Origin of the sequence: Streptomyces sp. NPDC087420 (genome assembly GCF_044744165.1) — a bacterium.
GTDB lineage: Bacteria > Actinomycetota > Actinomycetes > Streptomycetales > Streptomycetaceae > Streptomyces.
On sequence record NZ_JBIUXU010000002.1, the window covers coordinates 556080 to 574498 of the forward strand.

An 18419-nucleotide genomic window follows, 5' to 3' on the forward strand; every position below is an offset into this window, starting at 1 on the left:
CGACTACAACCCGTCCGCTAGGACAGCGACTTGTAGCCGCTCCAGCCCGTCGCGATTTTTGTGCGGGCCCCGAACGAGCCCTTTCCGTCACCGTAGTTGCGCCACAGCACGCCCGAAGTGTCCCGGGAGACGAGGTCGGCCTTGCCGTCGTGGTTGAGGTCGCCGGTGCCGACGATCACGTTGTACGAGCCGCCCCAGTTGCTGAACACCTTGACGCGGGCCGCGAAGGTGCCGTTGCCCTTGCCGGCGTACCGGTAGAGGTTGTTGGACTTGTCCTGGGCGATCAGGTCGGCCTTGCCGTCGCCGTTGAGGTCGCCGGTGCCGACGATCTTCTTGTACGTCTTCCAGTTGTCGTAGAGCTTCACGCGGGCGGACAGCTTGCCCGCGCTGGTGCCCTTGTAGAGGTAGACCGTCCCGGTGGAGGTGTTGCGGGCGATCAGGTCGGGGAGGCCGTCGCCGCTGATGTCGCCGGGTGAGGTGAGGACGTCGTACTGCGTCCAGCCGCTCGTCCCGAGCGTCGTGTACGACGTCGTCGGCTTGACCGCGGTGGTGCAGCCCGGCTTGTAGAGGCGCAGGGCCCCGCTGCTGAGGCGGACGAGGACATCGTTGCAGCGGTCGCCGCTCAGGTCACCGAACGGGACCGCCTTGATGGTGGTGGCCCACCCCGTGCCCGTGAGCTTTTCGCCGAACTTCCCGGCCCCCGTCCCGAGTTGGTACGTCAGGCCGCCCGAGGAGTTGAGCGTGAGGACGTCGCCGACCCCGTCCGGCTGGCCCTCGATGCTGTTGAAGTCGTGGCGTGTTGTCGCGCCTCCGGAGATCGATCCCGTGCCGGTGGCCACGGTGGCCGCCGCGGTGGTGCCGAGGCCGGTCGCCTTGAGGGTCCAGGTGAAGCGGCCGTTGGGGAAGTAACTCCCGTTGGTCGCCTTGCCGTTCCAGGACGTTTCCAGCCACGCGGACGCGGCGCCGCCGGTGATCGTACGGGTGGCCTTGCCGCTCTCGCCGCTCCCGACCGAGGTGAAGGCCAGGGACCAGGAGGTGACCGGCCGGGACAGCAGCCAACTGCCGTTCCACGTCTTGGAGTCGGTGTCCGACGACTTCGCCCAGACGAGGTCGTCGACCGTGGCGTTGTAGATGGTCGGTACGGACGGGGTCACCCCGGTCGTGGTGACGTGCGTCTGCTCGTACGCGTCGAACCAGGCGACCAGGCCCGTGTACTCGTCCACCGTCCACCGGTGGCGCCGGTCGGTGGCCGGTCCTGAGCCGGCCCGGCCTGCCTGCGCCAGCCCGGAGGCGATCACGCGGGTGGCGCCGGTGGCCGCCTCCGTCAGGACGAGTTCGTCCGTGGTGTGGTTGTGCCGTACGGCGAATCCGTCACCGAGCAGGACGTCACCCGGCTGGGTGGCGACCGACGTCCCGGCCTTGGTGTCGTACAGGCCCGCCGAGGTGGTCCCGCAGGCCCAGTACACCCAGCGCCCCGCCGCCTGGAGCTCCGTCGGTACGCAGCCGGCGCCGGGCATCTTGACCGTGGTGAGCGTCTTCTTCCCGGTGAGGCTGTACGAGGTGATCGTGCCGGCGGTCGTGGTGGCGCTCCAGAGGGTGGAGCCGTTGAGGGCGGCGGCGCGGATCGTGCGCTTGAGCTGCTGCCCCTGGCCGAATTCACCGACGTACTGCATGGGCGTGGTGCCACCGGAGTTGTAGACCGCGTAGTCGTCGGAGACGTCGACGATCGCGCCGCCCCCGGTCTTGAACGTCAGGACACTGTCGGACGTTTGCTCATCGATGGAGACGAGTTTGTCCGCCTTCTCGAGACCGCTCGTGTCGTCGCCGTCGACGTCGCTGAACCTGACGAGGTGGACATCCTCGGGAAGGGAGCCGCTGTTGCCCCACAGCGGGGTGCAGTTGACGCCGGTGTACGGGCACGCGGGGCTGACGGAGCGGCCCTCCGTGGCCGGGGAGGCCGACAGCGTGGTGCTGCCGTTGGTGGTCAGCTTCCGGATCGAGGTGGGGTTGGAGCTGCCGCTGGTGTCGTCCTGCGCGACACGCAGGCTGCCCCGGCTGAGCGCGACGCCGGTCTTGACGTCCTCCGTCGCCGGAACCGCGCGTACCTTCGTCAACTCCGGCGTACCGTCGGCCGCTTGGCCGACACGCTGCACCCACCAGTCGGTGGGGCCGGTGCCACCCGTGACGAAGGCGTTGTCGCCCGGGCTGTTGATCGCGTACGCGCCGGCGGAGTCGAGCAGCGTGCGCGAGGAGCCGTCGGTGAGGGACACGGCCGTGACCGTGCCGTACATGCGCAGCAACAGCCAGTTGTCGAGCAGGACCGGGGTGTCGTCGACGCCCTCGAACCTCGGCAGATCGATGACCTGTTCGCCGGCCGCCGGGTCGGTACGAGGATTGAGGTGGAGGTCGCCGGTGTAGATGTCGTACCAGCCGATCCACTTCTCGCTCTGTACGTACCGTACGTAGTGCGAGTCGGCGTCGATGTCGGTGAACGCCTCCGTGCTGACGGCCGTTTCGAGGTTGATGGAGAAGAGATCGGAGCCGTCCCTGACCACCACCCCCGAGGCGTCGGCGGCCACGATCGCGTTGTCCGGGATGGTGAACGAGTCCCCGGTGACGAGACGTTCGCGCCGCTCGCCGTCCACGGTGTCGATCAGGGTGCGGCCGGTGACGACGGTGTCGCCCGCCAGTGCCCGGTAGTAGTAGTCGGACGTCACGGTCGACAGCGCGCGTGTCGCCGGGTCCCAGAGGGTGACGGACTTGCTGCTCAGGGCCGACGGCAGGGCGACCAGGTCGCTGCCCGCGCCGTACCAGCCGTTACGGCAGGCCGAGTCGATGTCCGTACAGCCCTGGCCGGGGGTGTAGACGCCGGTCGCGTCCTTGACGGTGACGGTCCCGCCGTGCTCGTAGTCCGTCCACAGCAGTCCGCCGACCCCGCTCTGCCGGTGCAGGAACCCGGTCGTACCGGCGCTGAGCGGCCGGTCGGCGCGCGGCCGGTTCGAGTTCGGGTCGGCGAGCGTGATCTGTGTGGTGGCGGCGGCCGCGGTCGTGGCCCCCTGGGCGGAATCGGCGCCCCCGGAGGAAACGGTGACGGCCGCGGCCGCGATCGCGACCGCGAGCGAAGAGACGGCTGCGGTAAGACCGCCCCGTCTCAGGGCGTGTCTGCCCACGTGATGTCCCTCCCCGCGAGGGTCTTCGCCCTCGCACAAGTGAGCGGAGATTACCAGTGGCGCGGCTGCTCCCGGGGAGGCAGGAGAGGCGGTGGAGGCAGTGGAGGCAGGGGCGTCAGATGAGGCCGGTTCGTATCGCGTACGAGACGGCGTGCGCGCGGTTGCGCAGGTGCAGGCGCTTCATCAGGCCGTACAGGATGTATTTGACGGTGCGCTCGGAGTACGACAGCTTCGTCGCGATGTCGCACAGTTCCTCACCCTCGGCGACGAGCCGCAACACGTCCACCTCGCGGGGGCTGACCCCGGATGCCGTCAGGCCCCGTGGGGAGAGAACTTCCCTCTGGGTCCAGCGCACTTGCTCCATCAAGGTGCCCTGGAGGGTGGTCGGGAGGCTGCCGCCGCCCTCCGTGATGGTGAGCAGGGTCTGGATGAAGGTCGCCGGGCTGAAGGAGTCGCGCCACAGGACGGCCCGGACCCCGCGGTCGATCGCGGCCGAGACATCCGCCTGCCACTGCTTTCCCACGACCATGGCGAAACGTGCCTCGGGCTTGTCGCAGAGGCTGCTCAGCAGGTCGAGGGAGGAGGCGCCGGCGACGTCCACGGCGACGACGATGACGTCGGCCTCCCGGATCTTGTCCGGTGGTACCTCGCGGGTGCGGCGGTCGCTCTGAAGGTAGCTGACCAGCCCGGCCCGGACGATGGCGTCGGGTGAGTGGATCGCCACACGCACTGTGTCGGTGAGTACCTGTTGAGGCATGTGCCCTCTCCGTCTGGGACTCAAGTGGTTCATGCGCTTCAGGAGGCTGATCGTGTCATGTGTGGTTGCGCGGATTCGGTGCCGTGGGCCCCTGTTCCGTCAAGGGCAGGGAAATCTGTCACGAGCCGGATCCGGCGCCGGGTCCGACGCCGGGTCCGGCCGCCTCGGATCCGAAGTCCGTCGTCCCCAGGGGGCCGGCGGCGAGTACCGCCGTCACGACCTCCGTGCGTGATCGCATACCGGTACGGGCGAACAGCCGGGACAGGCGGTTCGCGACGGCGTCCTCGCTCAGCCGCAGTACGCGGGCGATCCGGCGGTTGGTGAGGCCCTCGGCCAGCAGGGTGGCGAGCAGGTGGTCGTTCTCCGCCGTGGCCTGCTTGCGCCCCGGCACGACCACCCCGGTCTCGCGCATCGCGGTCCTGGTGTGGAAGCGCCACAGCGTGGCACCGGTCTCGCCGAACAGTTCGTACGCCTCGTGCAGCAGCGCCTCCGCGTCCACGTTCTCGCGCGCGGCGGCCGCGAGCGTGACCGCCGTCTCGAACAACTGGCCTCGCTGCCGGGCCAGTTCGACCGCTTCGAGCAGATGCGCGCGGGCGTCCTGGGGGTCGGGCCGCAGGACGCGGACGTACGTCAGGAGATACAGCAGCCGGGTCCGTCCGCTGCCCATCCGCCCGGCGAGCCGCTTCAGCCGTTCCAGGCAGGCGAGCGCCTGACGGGTGTGCCCGGCCTCCGCGTGCACCTCGGCGAGGGAGGCCCACAACTCGTCGGTGCCGTAGACGGATCCGTGGGCGTCCGCCGCGCTGAGCCCGCGCCGCAGGACGTGCTCGGCGCGGCCGAGATCGCCGATGGTTCGGAGGACTTCGGCGTCGGTGTGGTCCAGGACGTGTTCGAGGGGGCCGTTCGTGTGGTGGTCGGACGGACTGTCGTCCCCCGGCCCGTCCCCCGGCCCGTCCCCCGGTCCGTCCCCCGGGCCGCCGCCCGCGCCGCCGCCCGGCCCGTCCCCCGGTCCGCCGCCCCGTCCGGCGACGGGTTCGTCCGACCGGCCGTCGGTGTGGTTCTTGGTCTGCCCGCGCGTGCTGCTGATCAGGCGGCTCGCGCCGGTGATACGGCCTCTCGCGAGGAGAACGGCCGCCGTTCGGGCGGGGAGCAGGTGATGCCCGGGGACCACGTTCAGCACGCCGCCGTCGACCAGCGGCCGACGTGCCAGCGTGAGCGCCTCGTCCCAGCGGCCCTGGAGGTGCAGCAGGAGGAACCGGCTTCCGGCGGGCAGCAGGTCGGGCGTCATCTCACGGTCGGCCAGCAGGGTCGTGGCCGCTCGCAGGTCGCCGGTGCCGAGCAGCACGTCGAATTGGGCGATGACCATCGCGAACACCTTGCTGCGTGGCAGGTCCGGTGCCTCGGGCAGGGACAGGGCGCGGATGAACCGTTCCGGTCGGCCCAGCACGAACTGCGCGACCCTGCCGCACAGTTCCAGCAGCGCGCGGCTGTCGGGGATCGCCCGCCAGACCGGCTCGGTCCGCGAGAGCAGGCTCAGCGCCTCCTGCCACTTCTCCAACTGCCACAGTGCCTGGCTATGGCCGGCCACGGTGGCTATCGCGGGCAGCGGCAGCGTGTCCCACCAGGACGCGTCACCCATCCGGGACAGCGCCGGCCAGTCCTTGTCGGCGGCTGTCGACGCCACCAGCAGGGTGGCCGCTTCGTAGAGGGCCAGCGGGGCGAGCCCATCGACCGGGGCGGAGACGACCCACTCGGCCGCCCGCCGGGCCGTGGGGTAGTCACCGCTGCCGTGGGCGGCCTGCCCGTACCGCAGCACCGTCAGGCTGCGGGCGGTCGGCTCCTCGATGAGGCGGACGGCCCCCAGGTACCAGCGCAGCATTCCCCGGCGGTCGAGGTCGGGGTAGAGGGCCTGTGCGGCGGACGTCAGCTCGGCCACGGCGCGTTCGGGGTCGACGAGGGTCCCGGCTTCGGCGATCCGGTCGGGGAGGTAGGTGCCGGCGTCGGCCTCGTCGAGGATGGCAGGCGCTTCCCTCTCTGCCCCCGCCGCCGTTGCTCCGGCCGCCCACAGCACCTCCACCGCGAGGGCGGACAGACGGGCGCGCTCCAGGGGCCCCAGACGTTCCCGTACGGCGTGTGCCACCAGCGGCACGCGGAACGTCCACCCTCGGAGCGGAGCGGTGCCGCCGTCCTGTCCGGGCAGTTCGTCCACGATGCCCTCGTCCACCAGAGAACGGAGGCCGTGGCCGGCTGCCTCGGCGGACAGGCCGGTCGCCGCCGCCAGCAACTCCGCGGCCGGCCGGCCGAGCGGCCACAGAACGCTCAGCGCGGCGGCGACGGCCCGGCAGGGCTCGCCGAGCGACCGCAGGGCCACGACGTACCTGTTGTCGTCCGGCAGTACGGGGGCCGGTGTTCCGACACCAAGGAAGGCGTGCCCGTCGGCCATACGTATCGCATCCTGCTCCGCCCACGCGGCGAGCAGGGCGTCGGCGGCCCCGGGGATCCCACGACTCAGCCGGCGGACCCGCCGCACCAGGCCGGCGTCGGGCACGGCCCGCAACCGCTGTGCGACGAGGGCGGTGACGTCGTCCGTCCCGAGGCGCGGCAGAACGATGGTGTGAGCGGAGCGGGTACGGGCCAGCTGGTCGACGGCCGTGCCGGCCGGTCCCGTGGGCCGGAGCGCCGAGATCACCAGACGGGCGCCGGGCGGCAGGCCCCCGAGGTCCAACCCGCCGAGCAGCGCCAGGGATTCGGCGTCCGCGTGCTGCACGTCCTCGATGACCACCACCGCGGGTGTCGGCTGGGCCAGAGCGGTGGCGAGCGCCTCCGCCATCGCCGTACCGTCGCCCTCTCGCACGGCGGACAGCGCGCCGGGCAACGTCTCCCCGGCCGCCTTGTGCGCCGGTCGACGTCTTGTCGCGGCGGTCCGGTGGTCCTCCAGCGCCATGACAACTCGCAAGGCGACAAGCAGAGGACGTTCGTCGTCGCCCGGAACGCAGTCCACCGGCAGGACCGCGACCCCTTCGGCGCGCAGCCGCTCGCCGGCCTCACGTACGAACGCGGTCCGCCCGACGCCCCGTTCCCCCCGCACCAGCACCAGGCGCGGCCCGTTCGGGTCGCGGAGGACGTCGTCGATCCCGGCCGACTCGGCGTCCCGGCCGAGCAGACGCCCGCCCGGCCCGTGGAAGCGCGCGGCCGAGCCGCCGAAGACCAACTCGGTCTCTGTCCGAGCAGCCACAGATTCCGCCATATCTTTCATATCTTCGATCGGCCTGCGTACGTGGTGGGCGGGGCGCCCCCACGCTCGGGCGGGGACCGCTTGACGACCTTCCAATCTGACTCAAATGATGGTGGCTTGTTCGGGAGGTTCACGCAAACCTCACGTCCCCTCGGGCCGTTCGACGTGGCGAACCCGGACGAACAGGGAGTTTTCGTGCAGCAGTACCGTTCGCCTCTTGTCGGTAGGCACGACGAAGTCGGGGAAGTGGCACAGGCGTTACGAGCCACAGGGGCCGCGGTACGGACCCTCCTGGTCGCCGGCGCGGCCGGTACCGGCAAGACCGCCCTGCTGCACGAGGCGCGGCGGGCGGCGGCCAAGAAGGGCGCCAAGGTCCTGCGGCTCGGCTGGGAGGCAGCGGAGGGGCCGGCCGGCGCCGCCGCCCTCGCGGACGCCGTCTGTGGCGTACTCGCCAAGATCCACGACGGTCGGATCCTGGCGCGCGTGACCACGGTGCGCCGGGCGCAGTCACAGTCACAGTCGCGGTCGCAGTCACAGGCCGTCGGCCGGGGCGGCGAGCCGGCCCTGCTCTCCGCCCTCGGCGAGGTGCTGGCGGACGCGGCTCGTCAGGTCCCGTTCGCCCTGGTCGTCGATGACGCCGACCGGATGCCGGATCCGACGGCTTCCGCTCTGGGGCTGCTGCTGCGCGCGTTCCGCCCGGCGGGTGTGCCGGTGGTGTTGGCCGGCCGGCCGTCGCTCCCGGGACAGGGCGGTGGCGGTGGGCAGTTGCTCGCGGCGGCCGACCGGGTGATCGAACTGCCTCCGTTGCTGTCGGCCGAGGTCGGCGAGCTCATCGTGCGGCGGCTGGATCGCCCGGTCGAACCCGGCCTGGTGACGGCGGTGCTGCGTTCGCTGGGCCCGCTGGCGGGGAGTCCGGGGGCCGTTCTGTCGGTGCTCGCCTCGCTGGAGGAGTGCGGCGGCCTGCTCGAACTCGACGGCCAGGTGTGCCTGACCGTTCCGGAGGACGAGCTACGGCTCACCCTGGACGCGGGGGAGTTGGGCCGGCTCGGCTGGCCACACGCGTCGCCGGACACCGAGACGTTCGAGACGGCGACCGCGCTCGCCCGCCTGGCCGGGCAGGCGGAACTACGGCTTGAGGACCTGCACCGGGTGCCGCGGTGGGGCGGGCCGCCCGACGCGGGGGCGTGGGGCGGCGGATCGCCGGGAGGGGGCCTGCCTCGGGCGGGGCCGGGTGGAGCGGGGCGGGGTGGAGCTGGGCAGGGTGGAGCTGGGCAGCGTGGAGCTGGGCTGCCCGAAGCCTTTGGGCGTGTGGTGGACGGGCTGGTCAGGGACCGGGTGGTGACCGTCGACCGGGCGGGTCGCGTCACGTTCGCCGTTCCCGCGCTCGCCGTGGCGCTGCGGGCGCTGCCCGGGTGTCGCGATGTGCGACCGCTGCACGCCGCGATCACCACAGCGGTGACCGACCGGCTGGGCGCCGTCGCGGCGGGCGCCGCGCACCCCCGGCTGGCCGACCACGTCGCGGCGGCGGGCACGACGCTCGACGCCGCGCTCGCGGTGCCGCTGCTCCTGGCCGCCGCCCGTACGAGCGCGAAGTCCGACCCCTCGTGGGGGGCCCGCGCCTACCACTCGGCCTTGCGGCACCTGTCGCCGGACGACCCCAGAACGACCGGCGTGCTGCGCGAATCCGCTGTCCTGAGCCTGCGGAACGCTGACCATGTCGGCGTCCTCGCCCTGGGCGAGGGGGTGTTGGCGTGCCTGGAGGGACGGTACGGCGAGGGCGGCAGGGACGGCGGGGGCGGTGCGGACAGTCAGTACGGTCCCGGCGAGCCTCGCGTTGAGGATCGCGACCACCTCGAATGGGTCACCCGGGCATGCACCCTGTCGACGCTGCACGAGCACCGGTCCCCGCGGACCGACGATGTCGACCCCCGATACGGCGTGGCCCTCGCACAAGTACCCGCCGCCGCCGCGCTGGCGGCGCTCGGCGGAGCGTACGGAATCGGCCCGATCACACCGATCACACCGACGACACCGATCACACCGACGACACTCCTGGTGGGGGGACTTCCGGGGTCGCCGGAGCCCATCGCGCTGCGGGCAGCCGACCCCGACCCCGACCCCGACCCCCTCCCGTCCCTCGCCGAGGTGCGCCTCCTCGCCGCCGCCGTAGGCAGCCGCGCCGAGTTCGAACGTACCCATCACGTCCTCGCGCACGACGCCCCAGGCAGCGGTCCGAGCCACCCCGCCCTCGACCAGCTCCGCAACGCCGCCGCCTACGGAGACCTCGCCGGCGCTCTCGAAGCTGTGCTCGGTGAGCGGTACGTGGGGGCGGGGCAGAGCACGGCCGTCCAGTACCACGCCATGGTGCGCGACTACCTCACCGGCCAGTGGGACAGCGCGCTCTCAGCCGCCCGTCGCATCGAGACGCGCGGCCGGGCCGACGGCGCGCCGGGCGTCGGGCAGCTGGCCCGGGCGCTGGCGGCCGAAATCCAGCTGGTACGCGGGAAGTTGGGCCGCGCCCGCGAGTGGCTCGACCTGATCCCGGACTCGGTCAGCCATCCGCTGGTGGCCCGGGCGCGGCTGGGCGTCCGCCACTGGTCGGGCCACGGGGACGAGGCCATGGAGGCCGGGGCGGTGGCAGCGGCGTGGCGGGATGTGCGGCGGGCGCGTGAGCACGGACTGCTCGCCGGCCTCGACCGCGTGTTGCTCCGCATCCTGTCGATTGCGGTGGAGCGGAACGACCCCGAGGCGATACGACACACCATGGCGGAGATCGAGAACCTGCACGAGGAGACCGCCTCGCCCATGACACACGAGGCGGTGCTCGCCGGACGCGGCATGGCGCACGGCGACGCGCAAAGTGCCTTGGCCGCATACGAGTTGGTACGGGAGCGAGGCGACGTGCCCCTGCTGGTCGACTGCTGCGGGTGCTTGGCGGAGGTCGGCGACGACCCCGAACGGTGGCTGGCCGAGGCGACGCGGAGCGGGCACGCGCTGGGTATGGGCCGGCCCGTCCGCAGTCGGCTCGGCGCCGCGGCCCGTCGGCGGAACGTCGCGCTCCCCAGGCGTCGCGCCGCCCGGGGCGGGCGGAGTGAGCGGGACGAGCGTGGCGAACGGGACGTACAGCTGATCGACATGGTGAGCGACGGGTCCACCAACCGGCAGATCGCCGTCCGGCTGGGGTGCAGCGAGAAGACGGTGGAACAGCGGCTGACCAGGCTGTTCAAGCGGACCGGGTGCCGTTCCAGGGCGGAACTGGCCGCCGCCTGGCTGGACGGCAGCCTGGTCCGGCAGGGGCTGGTGCCCGACACCGGCGCGCCGGAACGGCACGGAGGGGGCGACGGGCCGGCGCCCCCGACCGGTTGAGCCCCGGGGGTATCCCCCCCCCGCCACATCCGGACCGACCGTCAGTGCTCCGGCCCAGCCTCCGACCTCGCCTGCCTCTCCCTCTCACTCTGCCTCTGCCACTCGTCCTCGTCAGAGTGCGGCCTGCGCAAATGCACCGTGTCGAAGGCCCCCGCACCGTGATAGGTGAACCTGACCGTCGGACTCTCGTGGTGACTCTCCTGGTACATGGCCCAGTCCACTCGGGGGTCGCGACGGGCGGCATCCTCCCGGAGTGCCACCTGCTCAGGATCGAACGGCAGTTGGGGTGTGTGCGGCGCGTAGTCCGGATACGGCGGTACGCCCGCCCCATACGTGCCTGTGTATGTGCCCGGGTACGTCCCCTGCCGCGCCGCCGCCTCTTCCGCGCCGCCGCTCGTCAGCACGACCGTCACGCCCACGATGATCAGCAACAGCCCGGGGAGAGTCACCAGTTCGATGTTCTGCCCCATCAGCCACCACGCGATGAGCGCGGCCACGGGGGTCTCCAGCAGGAGGAGGACGCTCATGGACGTCGCTGACGTCCTCCCGAGGGCGAAGTTCAGCGCACCGAGCCCCAGAAGCTGGGGAAGGACGAGCAGCCCGAGCAGCGACCACTGCGTGGCGCTGTCGAAACCGGTCAGCGGGATGTCCACCAGCCAGCAGACCAGGAGGAGTTCGAAACCGCAGACCAGCGACGTGAACGTCGAGTACAGCGGTGTGCTCACATCCGCGCGCGACTTCTCGCTCAGCGCCGTGTACCCGGCCTGGGCGAGGGCCCCCGCGAGGGCGAGCAGGTCGCCCAGCAGCGCCGTACCGCCGGCCTTGATGTCGAAACCGGCGGCCGCGGCCGCCCCCACGACGGAGAGCGTGAGCCCCGTCCACGTCCTGCGGGACGTCTTGGCGCCCTGGCCCGCGGCGATGAGGGCCTGCCAGACGGGCTGGGTGGCGACGAGAGCGGTGGACATGGCGACCGTGGTGAGCCGGGTGCTCGTCATGAACGCCGCGAAGTGGAGGGCGAGCGCCGTGGCCGCGAGGAAGCCGAAGACCAGGGGCCGCCACTGTTCCCGGCGCAGCAGCGCGCGCTCGCCGCGCACGACCCGTACCACCTCGCGGCGGCGCAGGAGCAGGAGCAGAGGGCCGAGTACGGCGAAGCCCAGGCAGTTGCGCCAGAAGGCCATGGCGAGCGGCGACGCGGTGGCGGCGGCGGTCAGCGGGGCGGTGGTCGCGATGGAGACGATGGTGACGACCATCGCGGTCACGGTCAGCGGATCGAGTTTCGTCTTCACGCCCGCGTAATCCCGTTCATGTTCACGTTTCCGTATCCATATGCATATCCATGCGCGCATCCACTTGCTACGAGAATTATCGATCGAACGAGATGGTAGATGAAGGTTGTTGCGTCACCCGGGCGGTTCAACGCCCTTTAAATGCCCGTTTGATGGGCGGCGGCCAATTATCCGACCGTGCCGCGCACGCGCCCGATCAAAACTTCGCCCTTTTGTACAGTGCGAAGAGGACTGACGGGCAAAGGCAAGAATTCGCACCGCCGTAAGCCGGCGGACGACAGCCCGGACAATCGTCATCTCCGTGCGCGATTGACCGCCGAAGTAACGGCCTTGAGTGAGGCCCAGGTCGCACTGGCGTCAATGCCGATGCCCCACAGCACGTGGCCTTCGACGGCGCATTCGACGTACGAGGCGGCCTGCGCGCTCGCGCCCTCGCTCATGGCGTGCTCGCTGTAGTCCAGCACCCGGGCGTCGATACCGATGCCCGCCAGCGCGTCGACAAAGGCCGAGATGGGGCCGTTTCCCTCGCCGGTCAGGGTGATGTCCTCGCCGTCGAGGACCGCCTCGACGGTGAGCGCGTCCGACCCGTCGGTGGAGACCGAGACCGGGGCGGAGCGCAGCGCGAGCCGTCCCCAGGGGTGGTGCGCGGAGACCAGGTACTCATCTTCGAAGACCGACCAGATCTGGCCGGGCGTGACCTCGCCGCCCTCGGCGTCGGTCTTGGTCTGGATGATCCGGGAGAACTCGATCTGCATCCGGCGCGGCAGGTCCAGCTGGTGGTCGTTCTTGAGGACGTACGCGACACCGCCCTTGCCGGACTGCGAGTTGACCCGGATGACGGCCTCGTACGAACGGCCCACGTCCTTCGGGTCGATCGGCAGATACGGCACCGCCCACTCGATCTCGTCCACAGTCTTCCCGCGCGCCGCCGCGTCGGCCTCCCTCGCCTCGAAGCCCTTCTTGATGGCGTCCTGGTGGGAGCCGGAGAACGAGGTGTGGACGAGGTCGCCGACGTACGGGTGACGGGGGTGGATCTCCATCTGGTTGCAGTACTCCCACGTACGACGGATCTCGTCGATCTGTGAGAAGTCGACCTGAGGATCGACGCCTTGGGAGAAGAGGTTCATGCCGAGGGTGACCAGGTCGACGTTGCCGGTGCGCTCGCCCTGCCCGAACAGGCAGCCTTCGACACGGTCGGCGCCGGCCATCAGCGCCAGTTCGGCGGCGGCGACGGCCGTACCGCGGTCGTTGTGCGGGTGGACGGAGAGGCACAGGTGCTCGCGGCGGGAGAGGTTACGGCCCATCCACTCGAAGCGGTCCGCGTGGGTGGAGGGGGTCGAACGCTCCACGGTGGCGGGCAGGTTGAGGATGATCTCGCGGCCGGCCTCGGGCTGCCAGACGTCCATGACGGCCTCGCAGACCTCCAGCGCGAAGTCCAGCTCGGTGTCGGTGAAGATCTCCGGCGAGTACTGATAGCCGAAGACGGTGTCAGGGCCCAGTATCTTGTCGGCGTAGTCCATCACCAACTGGGTTCCGTCCACGGCGATTTGCTTGACCTGCTCCTTCGTTCCGCGGAAGACCACGCGGCGGAAGGTGGGCGCGGTGGCGTTGTAGAGATGCACGGTCGCCCGGTGGGCGCCCCTCAACGATTCCACGGTCCGCTCGATCAACTCCTCACGCGCCTGCGTCAGTACGGAGATCGTCACGTCGTCCGGGATCGCACCCTGTTCGATGATCGACCGTACGAACGCGAAGTCGGTCTCACCGGAGGACGGAAAACCGACCTCGATCTCCTTGTACCCCAACCGCACCAACAGGTCGAACATCTCACGCTTGCGATCGGGCGACATGGGGTCGATCAGGGCCTGGTTGCCGTCCCGCAGATCGGTCGACAGCCAGCGCGGGGCCTTGGTGATACGGGCATCCGGCCAGGCCCGGTCCGCGAGGTCGACGGCTTCGTACGGCCGGTACTTGTGGACCGGCATCGCGCTCGGACGCTGGGGGAGGGCGGCGGCGGTCAGGGGTGTGGGGCGGCGGACGGAGGGGTCGGGCATGGGGGGAGATCTCCTGGGGTGCTGTTCGGTGGCGAGGAACGGCCCGGCCGAGCGCGGCGGCCCCCCACCCGGCCCGGGCGGGGGGATCGACGCGCTACTGGACCGGCGCCGGTCGGGCCGCGCGCCGAGGCGATGGCGGCGCCGGTGACGCGGACGGCCCGGTGCGGAAGGGAAGGGTGGCCGACCGCAGGGTCACCGGCCGACCAACACCGCACCGGGACGCCGGCTGCGCGGCGGGATCGCCGACACGCTCCAACCGGCCCGGTTCGTGGCCGCGCTGCCACGGAGGATCCTTGCGGTACGGATGGGGTGCCGCGGGATCACACCTGACCCGTCCCCTCATCCTCAAGCAAGCCCCCATCCACAATCCACGCCCCCCACGGACGTTGCCCGCCGGTACAACCCCCGATGCCCGCCCGTCCCGCCGGTGCACGTGCCGCGGGAGGTCACCAGCTGATGGCGTCGTCCATCGACTGCTGCCAGTACGTGACCTGGATCGAGTCGTCGATGTAGACACCCTTGGCGGGCAGCTTGGGGTAGGCGGCCTTGCCGGTGTTCCCGTTGGTGGAGCGGCCCTGGAAGTAGATGGACAGGGACTTCTCCGTGTAGCCGTACTCGCCGCTGCCGTCGGCGGCGGAGAGGCTCACGGAGGCGTAGCCGGACTCGCCCGGTTCGAGGGTGACGACGGCCTGCGGCTGGGAGGCCTCGATGACCGGCGGGACGGACTGGGCCTGGCTGAAGCGGACGATCGGGTAGCCGTACAGGTAGCAGGTCTTGCCGCCGGTGTTGGTGACGGTGAGCAGCATGTGGTTGACGGGGCGGTTCAGCGGGGCCGCGACGGTCTTGGTGTTGGAGCCCTCGCAGGTCACCACCTTGGCGACGGCGGCCGGGGCCTTCGCGGTGGAGGCCCGTACGGTCGACCGCTTCGAGGGCTCCGAGGGCTTCGACGGCTTCGAGGTGGTGTCGGCGGGCTTCGCGTTGGCCGAGGCGGACGCCGACGAGGCGGGGGACGACTCGGGGGCGGTCGCGGCTGCCGGTGCGTTCTTGGCGGGGCCCTTCGACGCGCCCTCGTCCCTCGTACCCGTTCCGTCGCTGCAAGCGGTCAGGGAGAGAGCGGCCAGCGCGACGGTCGCGGCGGCGGTCAGAAGGCGGGTACGGGAGTTCCGGATGCTGGACATGTGCTGGGCCCCTTGGGTGTTCGGGTGGGTGTGGTGCTTGGATGACTGGAGCTTGTGGGGCGATCCGTCCCGACCGCCACGGACAGCGGGGAGTCCGGGACGCCGGGACGCTGAAACGGGCTCTGAGCTGGGGAAACGCAGTCGTCCTGGAACGCCTGAATGGGACGTCGGGGACACGGGAGATGGTGGGACGAGTGCCGGAGGCGACCGGGGCCGGAAGGGCTGAGGAGTTCGCGGAGCTGCTGCTGGAGCTGAAGGAGCGCTCGGGGCTGAGTTACGGGGCGCTGGCCAAGCGGCTGCACATGAGTACGTCGACGCTGCACCGCTATTGCAGCGGCGCCGCGGTGCCCGGCGACTACGCACCGGTGGAGCGCCTCGCGCGGGTCTGCCGGGCGACGTCGCAGGAGCTGATGGAGCTGCACCGGCGGTGGATCCTGGCGGACGCGGTACGAGGGGGGAGGGCGGAGTCGGCCGCGGGGCCGGGGTCGGGCTCGGGCTCGGGTTCTGCTGCGGGGGTGGGGTCGGTACCGGGGGCGGGCGCGGCGGACGGCTCCCTTCCGGCGGCCGGTTCCGTTGCGGCCACCGGGTCGGCTCAGGAGGCCCGTTCCGCTGAGGAGGCCGGCTCCGCCGAGGAGGCCGGTTCCGCCGCCGACCCCGTAGTGGTCGACATCCCGCCCACCCCCGCGCCCTCACGCCGTCGCCGCACCGCCCTCATCGCCTCCGTCGCGGTGGCCGCCGTACTCGGAGCCGTGGTGCTCGCCGCCCAGAGCCCCTTCGGTGGCGGCGAGCACAACACCGGAGCCCGGGGGGCGGCCGGCGCCACCTCCGTAACCTCCGGCAAGGAGCAGCCACCACAGCCGTCGGCGACGGACGACCCCACACCTTCCCCGAGCCGGGAGCGCCGCGAGACCCGCAAGCCCTCCGCCTCCGCCTCCCCGCCGCGCACCACCACCCCCGGCGCATCGAACGACGGCACCGGGCAAGGCGCCGCCGACCCCGCCGGCGGCGGCGACGCCGTACCGCTGAACGTCGCCACCCGCCCGTACATCTACGACAACCCGTGCAGCCAGCACTTCCTCGTCGACAGCGAACCCGAGCAGGTCGGCCCGCCCGCGAGCGAGCAGGACGCGCCGCGCTGGGCCGCCGCCTACGGCGCGGTCTCCTCGGGGGAGCAGCGAGTCGCCCTGACCGTCCAAGGCACCGGCCAGGACACGGTTGTCCTGGAGGCGCTGCACGTACGCGTCGTCACCAAGGGCGCGCCCCTCGCCTGGAACGACTACGCGATGGGGGTGGGCTGCGGCGGTGGCGTCGACACCAAGTCGTTCGACATCGACCTCGACAACGGCAGCCCCACGGTCAACGTCAAGAACGGCCAACGCGACTTCCCGTACAAGGTCAGCGAGTCCGATCCGGAGATCTTCTACATCACCGCGCACGCCACGGCACACGACGTCCGCTGGGACCTCAGCCTGGAGTGGTCCAGCGGCAGCCGCCGCGGCACGGTCCACATCGACAACGACGGCACCCCGTTCCGTACGAGCGCCGGCGCCGCCCGCCCCGGCTACGACTACCCGTTGGGCGGCGGCGAGTGGATCGTACGGGAAGGCGGCTGACAGATCCTCGTCGCGGTGCCTATGATGCCGGGGATGAAGAAAAACTCCTCGTTCGGATCGGGGGAATCGTTCTCGCAAGGTGAGTGCTGATGGCACCTCACTTCGAGAACTCGATTCCGTCCCACCTGTTGATGTGGCAGCGCGTGCGCGAGTACGCCGTACCACCGTCCATGATCGAGACCGCGACCGCACGGCGTGCCGTCGGTGACTGGGCCGGGGCGTGCGCCGCCGCCCGAGTCGACGTCGATCTCGATCTGCGCGCCGTGCGCGATCGCCACGGCACCGAACTCGCCGGCCGCCTTCGTGCGGATCTGCGCCGCCTGGCACCGGATCTGCTCCGCTGGCACATGCCCCGGAGCGCCCCCGACGGGCTGCTCCGCGCCGGGCTCACCATCTCCCTTGCCCGTTACGGGAGTTCAGGGGACGCCACGCCGTCACACCTGGTCGTGCGGACACCGCCGGCCTGGGCGGACGCGGGACAGCGGATGTCCCTGGCGCTGTGGGAGGAGTCCGGGAGCGGCACCACCCCGGGCCACGCTCGGCATTCATATCCGCACCCGCACGCACACGCATACGCACACCCGCACGCACACCCACACCCACACGCACACCCGCATCCGCACCCACACCCGCATCCCGACCGGCGTTTCCGGCTCGACCTGCACCGGCACCTCTGGGACTCCGGGCGGAGCGGCGAACTGGCGTGGCGGTGCGGTGCGGGCGGAGCGCCGAACTCTCCCTGGGCAGAGGCCAGTTGGGCCGCCGAGGCGGAGATTCTGTTGCGGGCCGAGGGGCGCCCTCGCGGACTCTTCGCCGTCCGGCTCGGTACGCGCAGCCGCGCCGTACTCGAACTCGTCGCCCCCGACGACAGCCACGCCCCGACGTTCCGGCCGCTGCGGGGACCACTGCCACCGCAGGGGATCGCGGCGCTTCCGGTGCTGCCGGAGGCGGCGGCCCGGGTCCTCCCGGATCTGGAGCTGCTACGGAACGGGCTGATCGCGGCCGACCGGCTGCATCCGCTCGTCGCCGGGGCGCTGGCGGCGCTCGGCTCGGAGGCATGGGCCGGCTCAGAGCCGGTGACCGGCCCCGCCTCGACCCCCCGGCTCAGGGATCCGCACCGGGTGGAGTGCCGGGGCGAGGTCCACCGGATAGCGCTGCGGGACGGCACCCTCACAGCGGTCGACCACCATCCGGCCCAACTGCGCCGGGAGGAGCTGCTGGTGGCGTTCGGCGGGCCCCCGCTGCCCTGCCTGCGGGCCATCGACCAGGTGCACCGCGACCCGGAGGCACTGCCCGCGGTACGGGAACGACTGGGCCACGGCGACATCGCCGGGGCGCTGGCCGTGGTCGAGGGGTTGCTCGGTCCCGGCGCGGTCCTGCGGGACGGGCCGCTGCGGGAGGAACTGGAGTCGGCCGCCGCCCGCCGTATCGACCACGGCCTCTTCCGTTCGGGGTTGGTCGCCGTGCACCCCGGTGCCGGTGCGGCGGCGGGCGGAAAGGCCTCGCTCCGCAGGTACGCGAAGGCGACCCGCCACCCCCGACTCGACCGCCTTACGCCCCCGGAGATGCAACGCAAGCGGGGCAGCCGGGGCCGGCCCCGTACCGCTCTGATCTGAGTACTCGCCGTTGGCCTCTGCTGTACCGGCTGACCGGCCGCCGCACCACACTCTCCTGCCCGCACCACACTCTCCTGCCCGCACCACACTCTCCTGCCCGCACCGCACTCTGCTGCCAGCGCCGCACATCCCGCGCCGCACACCCAC

General features: G+C 71.6%; 9 protein-coding genes. 3 read left to right on the forward strand and 6 right to left on the reverse strand.

Annotation, left to right across the window (positions count from 1 at the left end; genetic code table 11):
- Window positions 1-17: 17 nt before the first annotated feature.
- From ACIO1C_RS05950 to ACIO1C_RS05960, 3 genes are all read right to left on the reverse strand, one after another.
- Window positions 18-3170, reverse strand: a complete 3153-nt coding sequence (locus tag ACIO1C_RS05950) for an FG-GAP repeat domain-containing protein (protein WP_401859046.1) — start codon at window positions 3168-3170, stop codon at window positions 18-20.
- A gap of 115 nt (window positions 3171-3285) precedes the next feature.
- Complete coding sequence (locus ACIO1C_RS05955) at window positions 3286-3927, reverse strand: response regulator transcription factor (RefSeq protein ID WP_401859048.1); 642 nt, start codon at window positions 3925-3927, stop codon at window positions 3286-3288.
- A 118-nt stretch (window positions 3928-4045) separates the two neighbouring features.
- Window positions 4046-7159: an AAA family ATPase gene (locus tag ACIO1C_RS05960; protein ID WP_401859050.1), complete on the reverse strand. Its 3114-nt coding sequence runs from the start codon at window positions 7157-7159 to the stop codon at window positions 4046-4048.
- A gap of 195 nt (window positions 7160-7354) precedes the next feature.
- On the opposite strand from ACIO1C_RS05960, the gene ACIO1C_RS05965 reads away from it, so the two are divergent.
- Window positions 7355-10525: a LuxR family transcriptional regulator gene (locus ACIO1C_RS05965; protein ID WP_401859051.1), complete on the forward strand. Its 3171-nt coding sequence runs from the start codon at window positions 7355-7357 to the stop codon at window positions 10523-10525.
- A 41-nt stretch (window positions 10526-10566) separates the two neighbouring features.
- Here ACIO1C_RS05965 and ACIO1C_RS05970 read toward each other — a convergent pair whose 3' ends face one another.
- The 3 genes from ACIO1C_RS05970 to ACIO1C_RS05980 all read right to left on the reverse strand — a co-directional run bounded on the left by ACIO1C_RS05970 (window position 10567) and on the right by ACIO1C_RS05980 (window position 15043).
- Complete coding sequence (locus tag ACIO1C_RS05970) at window positions 10567-11811, reverse strand: DMT family transporter (protein ID WP_401859053.1); 1245 nt, start codon at window positions 11809-11811, stop codon at window positions 10567-10569.
- A gap of 293 nt (window positions 11812-12104) precedes the next feature.
- Window positions 12105-13865: a 2-isopropylmalate synthase gene (leuA, locus tag ACIO1C_RS05975; RefSeq protein WP_401859055.1), complete on the reverse strand. Its 1761-nt coding sequence runs from the start codon at window positions 13863-13865 to the stop codon at window positions 12105-12107.
- A gap of 446 nt (window positions 13866-14311) precedes the next feature.
- The gene (locus ACIO1C_RS05980) at window positions 14312-15043 is read right to left on the reverse strand and encodes a DUF4232 domain-containing protein (protein ID WP_401859057.1); all 732 of its coding nucleotides are present in this window, start codon (window positions 15041-15043) and stop codon (window positions 14312-14314) included.
- 182 nt (window positions 15044-15225) lie between these two features.
- Between ACIO1C_RS05980 and ACIO1C_RS05985 the strand changes: the two genes are divergently transcribed.
- Together ACIO1C_RS05985 and ACIO1C_RS05990 are read left to right on the forward strand one after the other, a co-directional pair.
- On the forward strand, window positions 15226-16656 hold the full coding sequence (locus tag ACIO1C_RS05985) for a helix-turn-helix domain-containing protein (RefSeq protein WP_401859059.1): 1431 nt from the start codon (window positions 15226-15228) through the stop codon (window positions 16654-16656).
- 89 nt (window positions 16657-16745) lie between these two features.
- Window positions 16746-18272: a hypothetical protein gene (locus ACIO1C_RS05990; RefSeq protein WP_401859061.1), complete on the forward strand. Its 1527-nt coding sequence runs from the start codon at window positions 16746-16748 to the stop codon at window positions 18270-18272.
- Window positions 18273-18419: the final 147 nt, after the last annotated feature.

What these genes read in the sequence shown, in the direction of transcription:
- ACIO1C_RS05955 (WP_401859048.1), bottom strand. Translation starts at nt 3,927, where the DNA reads ATGCCTCAACAGGTACTCACCGACACAGTGCGTGTGGCGATCCACTCA.
- leuA (WP_401859055.1), bottom strand. Translation starts at nt 13,865, where the DNA reads ATGCCCGACCCCTCCGTCCGCCGCCCCACACCCCTGACCGCCGCCGCC.
- ACIO1C_RS05980 (WP_401859057.1), bottom strand. Translation starts at nt 15,043, where the DNA reads ATGTCCAGCATCCGGAACTCCCGTACCCGCCTTCTGACCGCCGCCGCG.
- ACIO1C_RS05985 (WP_401859059.1), top strand. Translation starts at nt 15,226, where the DNA reads ATGGTGGGACGAGTGCCGGAGGCGACCGGGGCCGGAAGGGCTGAGGAG.
- ACIO1C_RS05990 (WP_401859061.1), top strand. Translation starts at nt 16,746, where the DNA reads ATGGCACCTCACTTCGAGAACTCGATTCCGTCCCACCTGTTGATGTGG.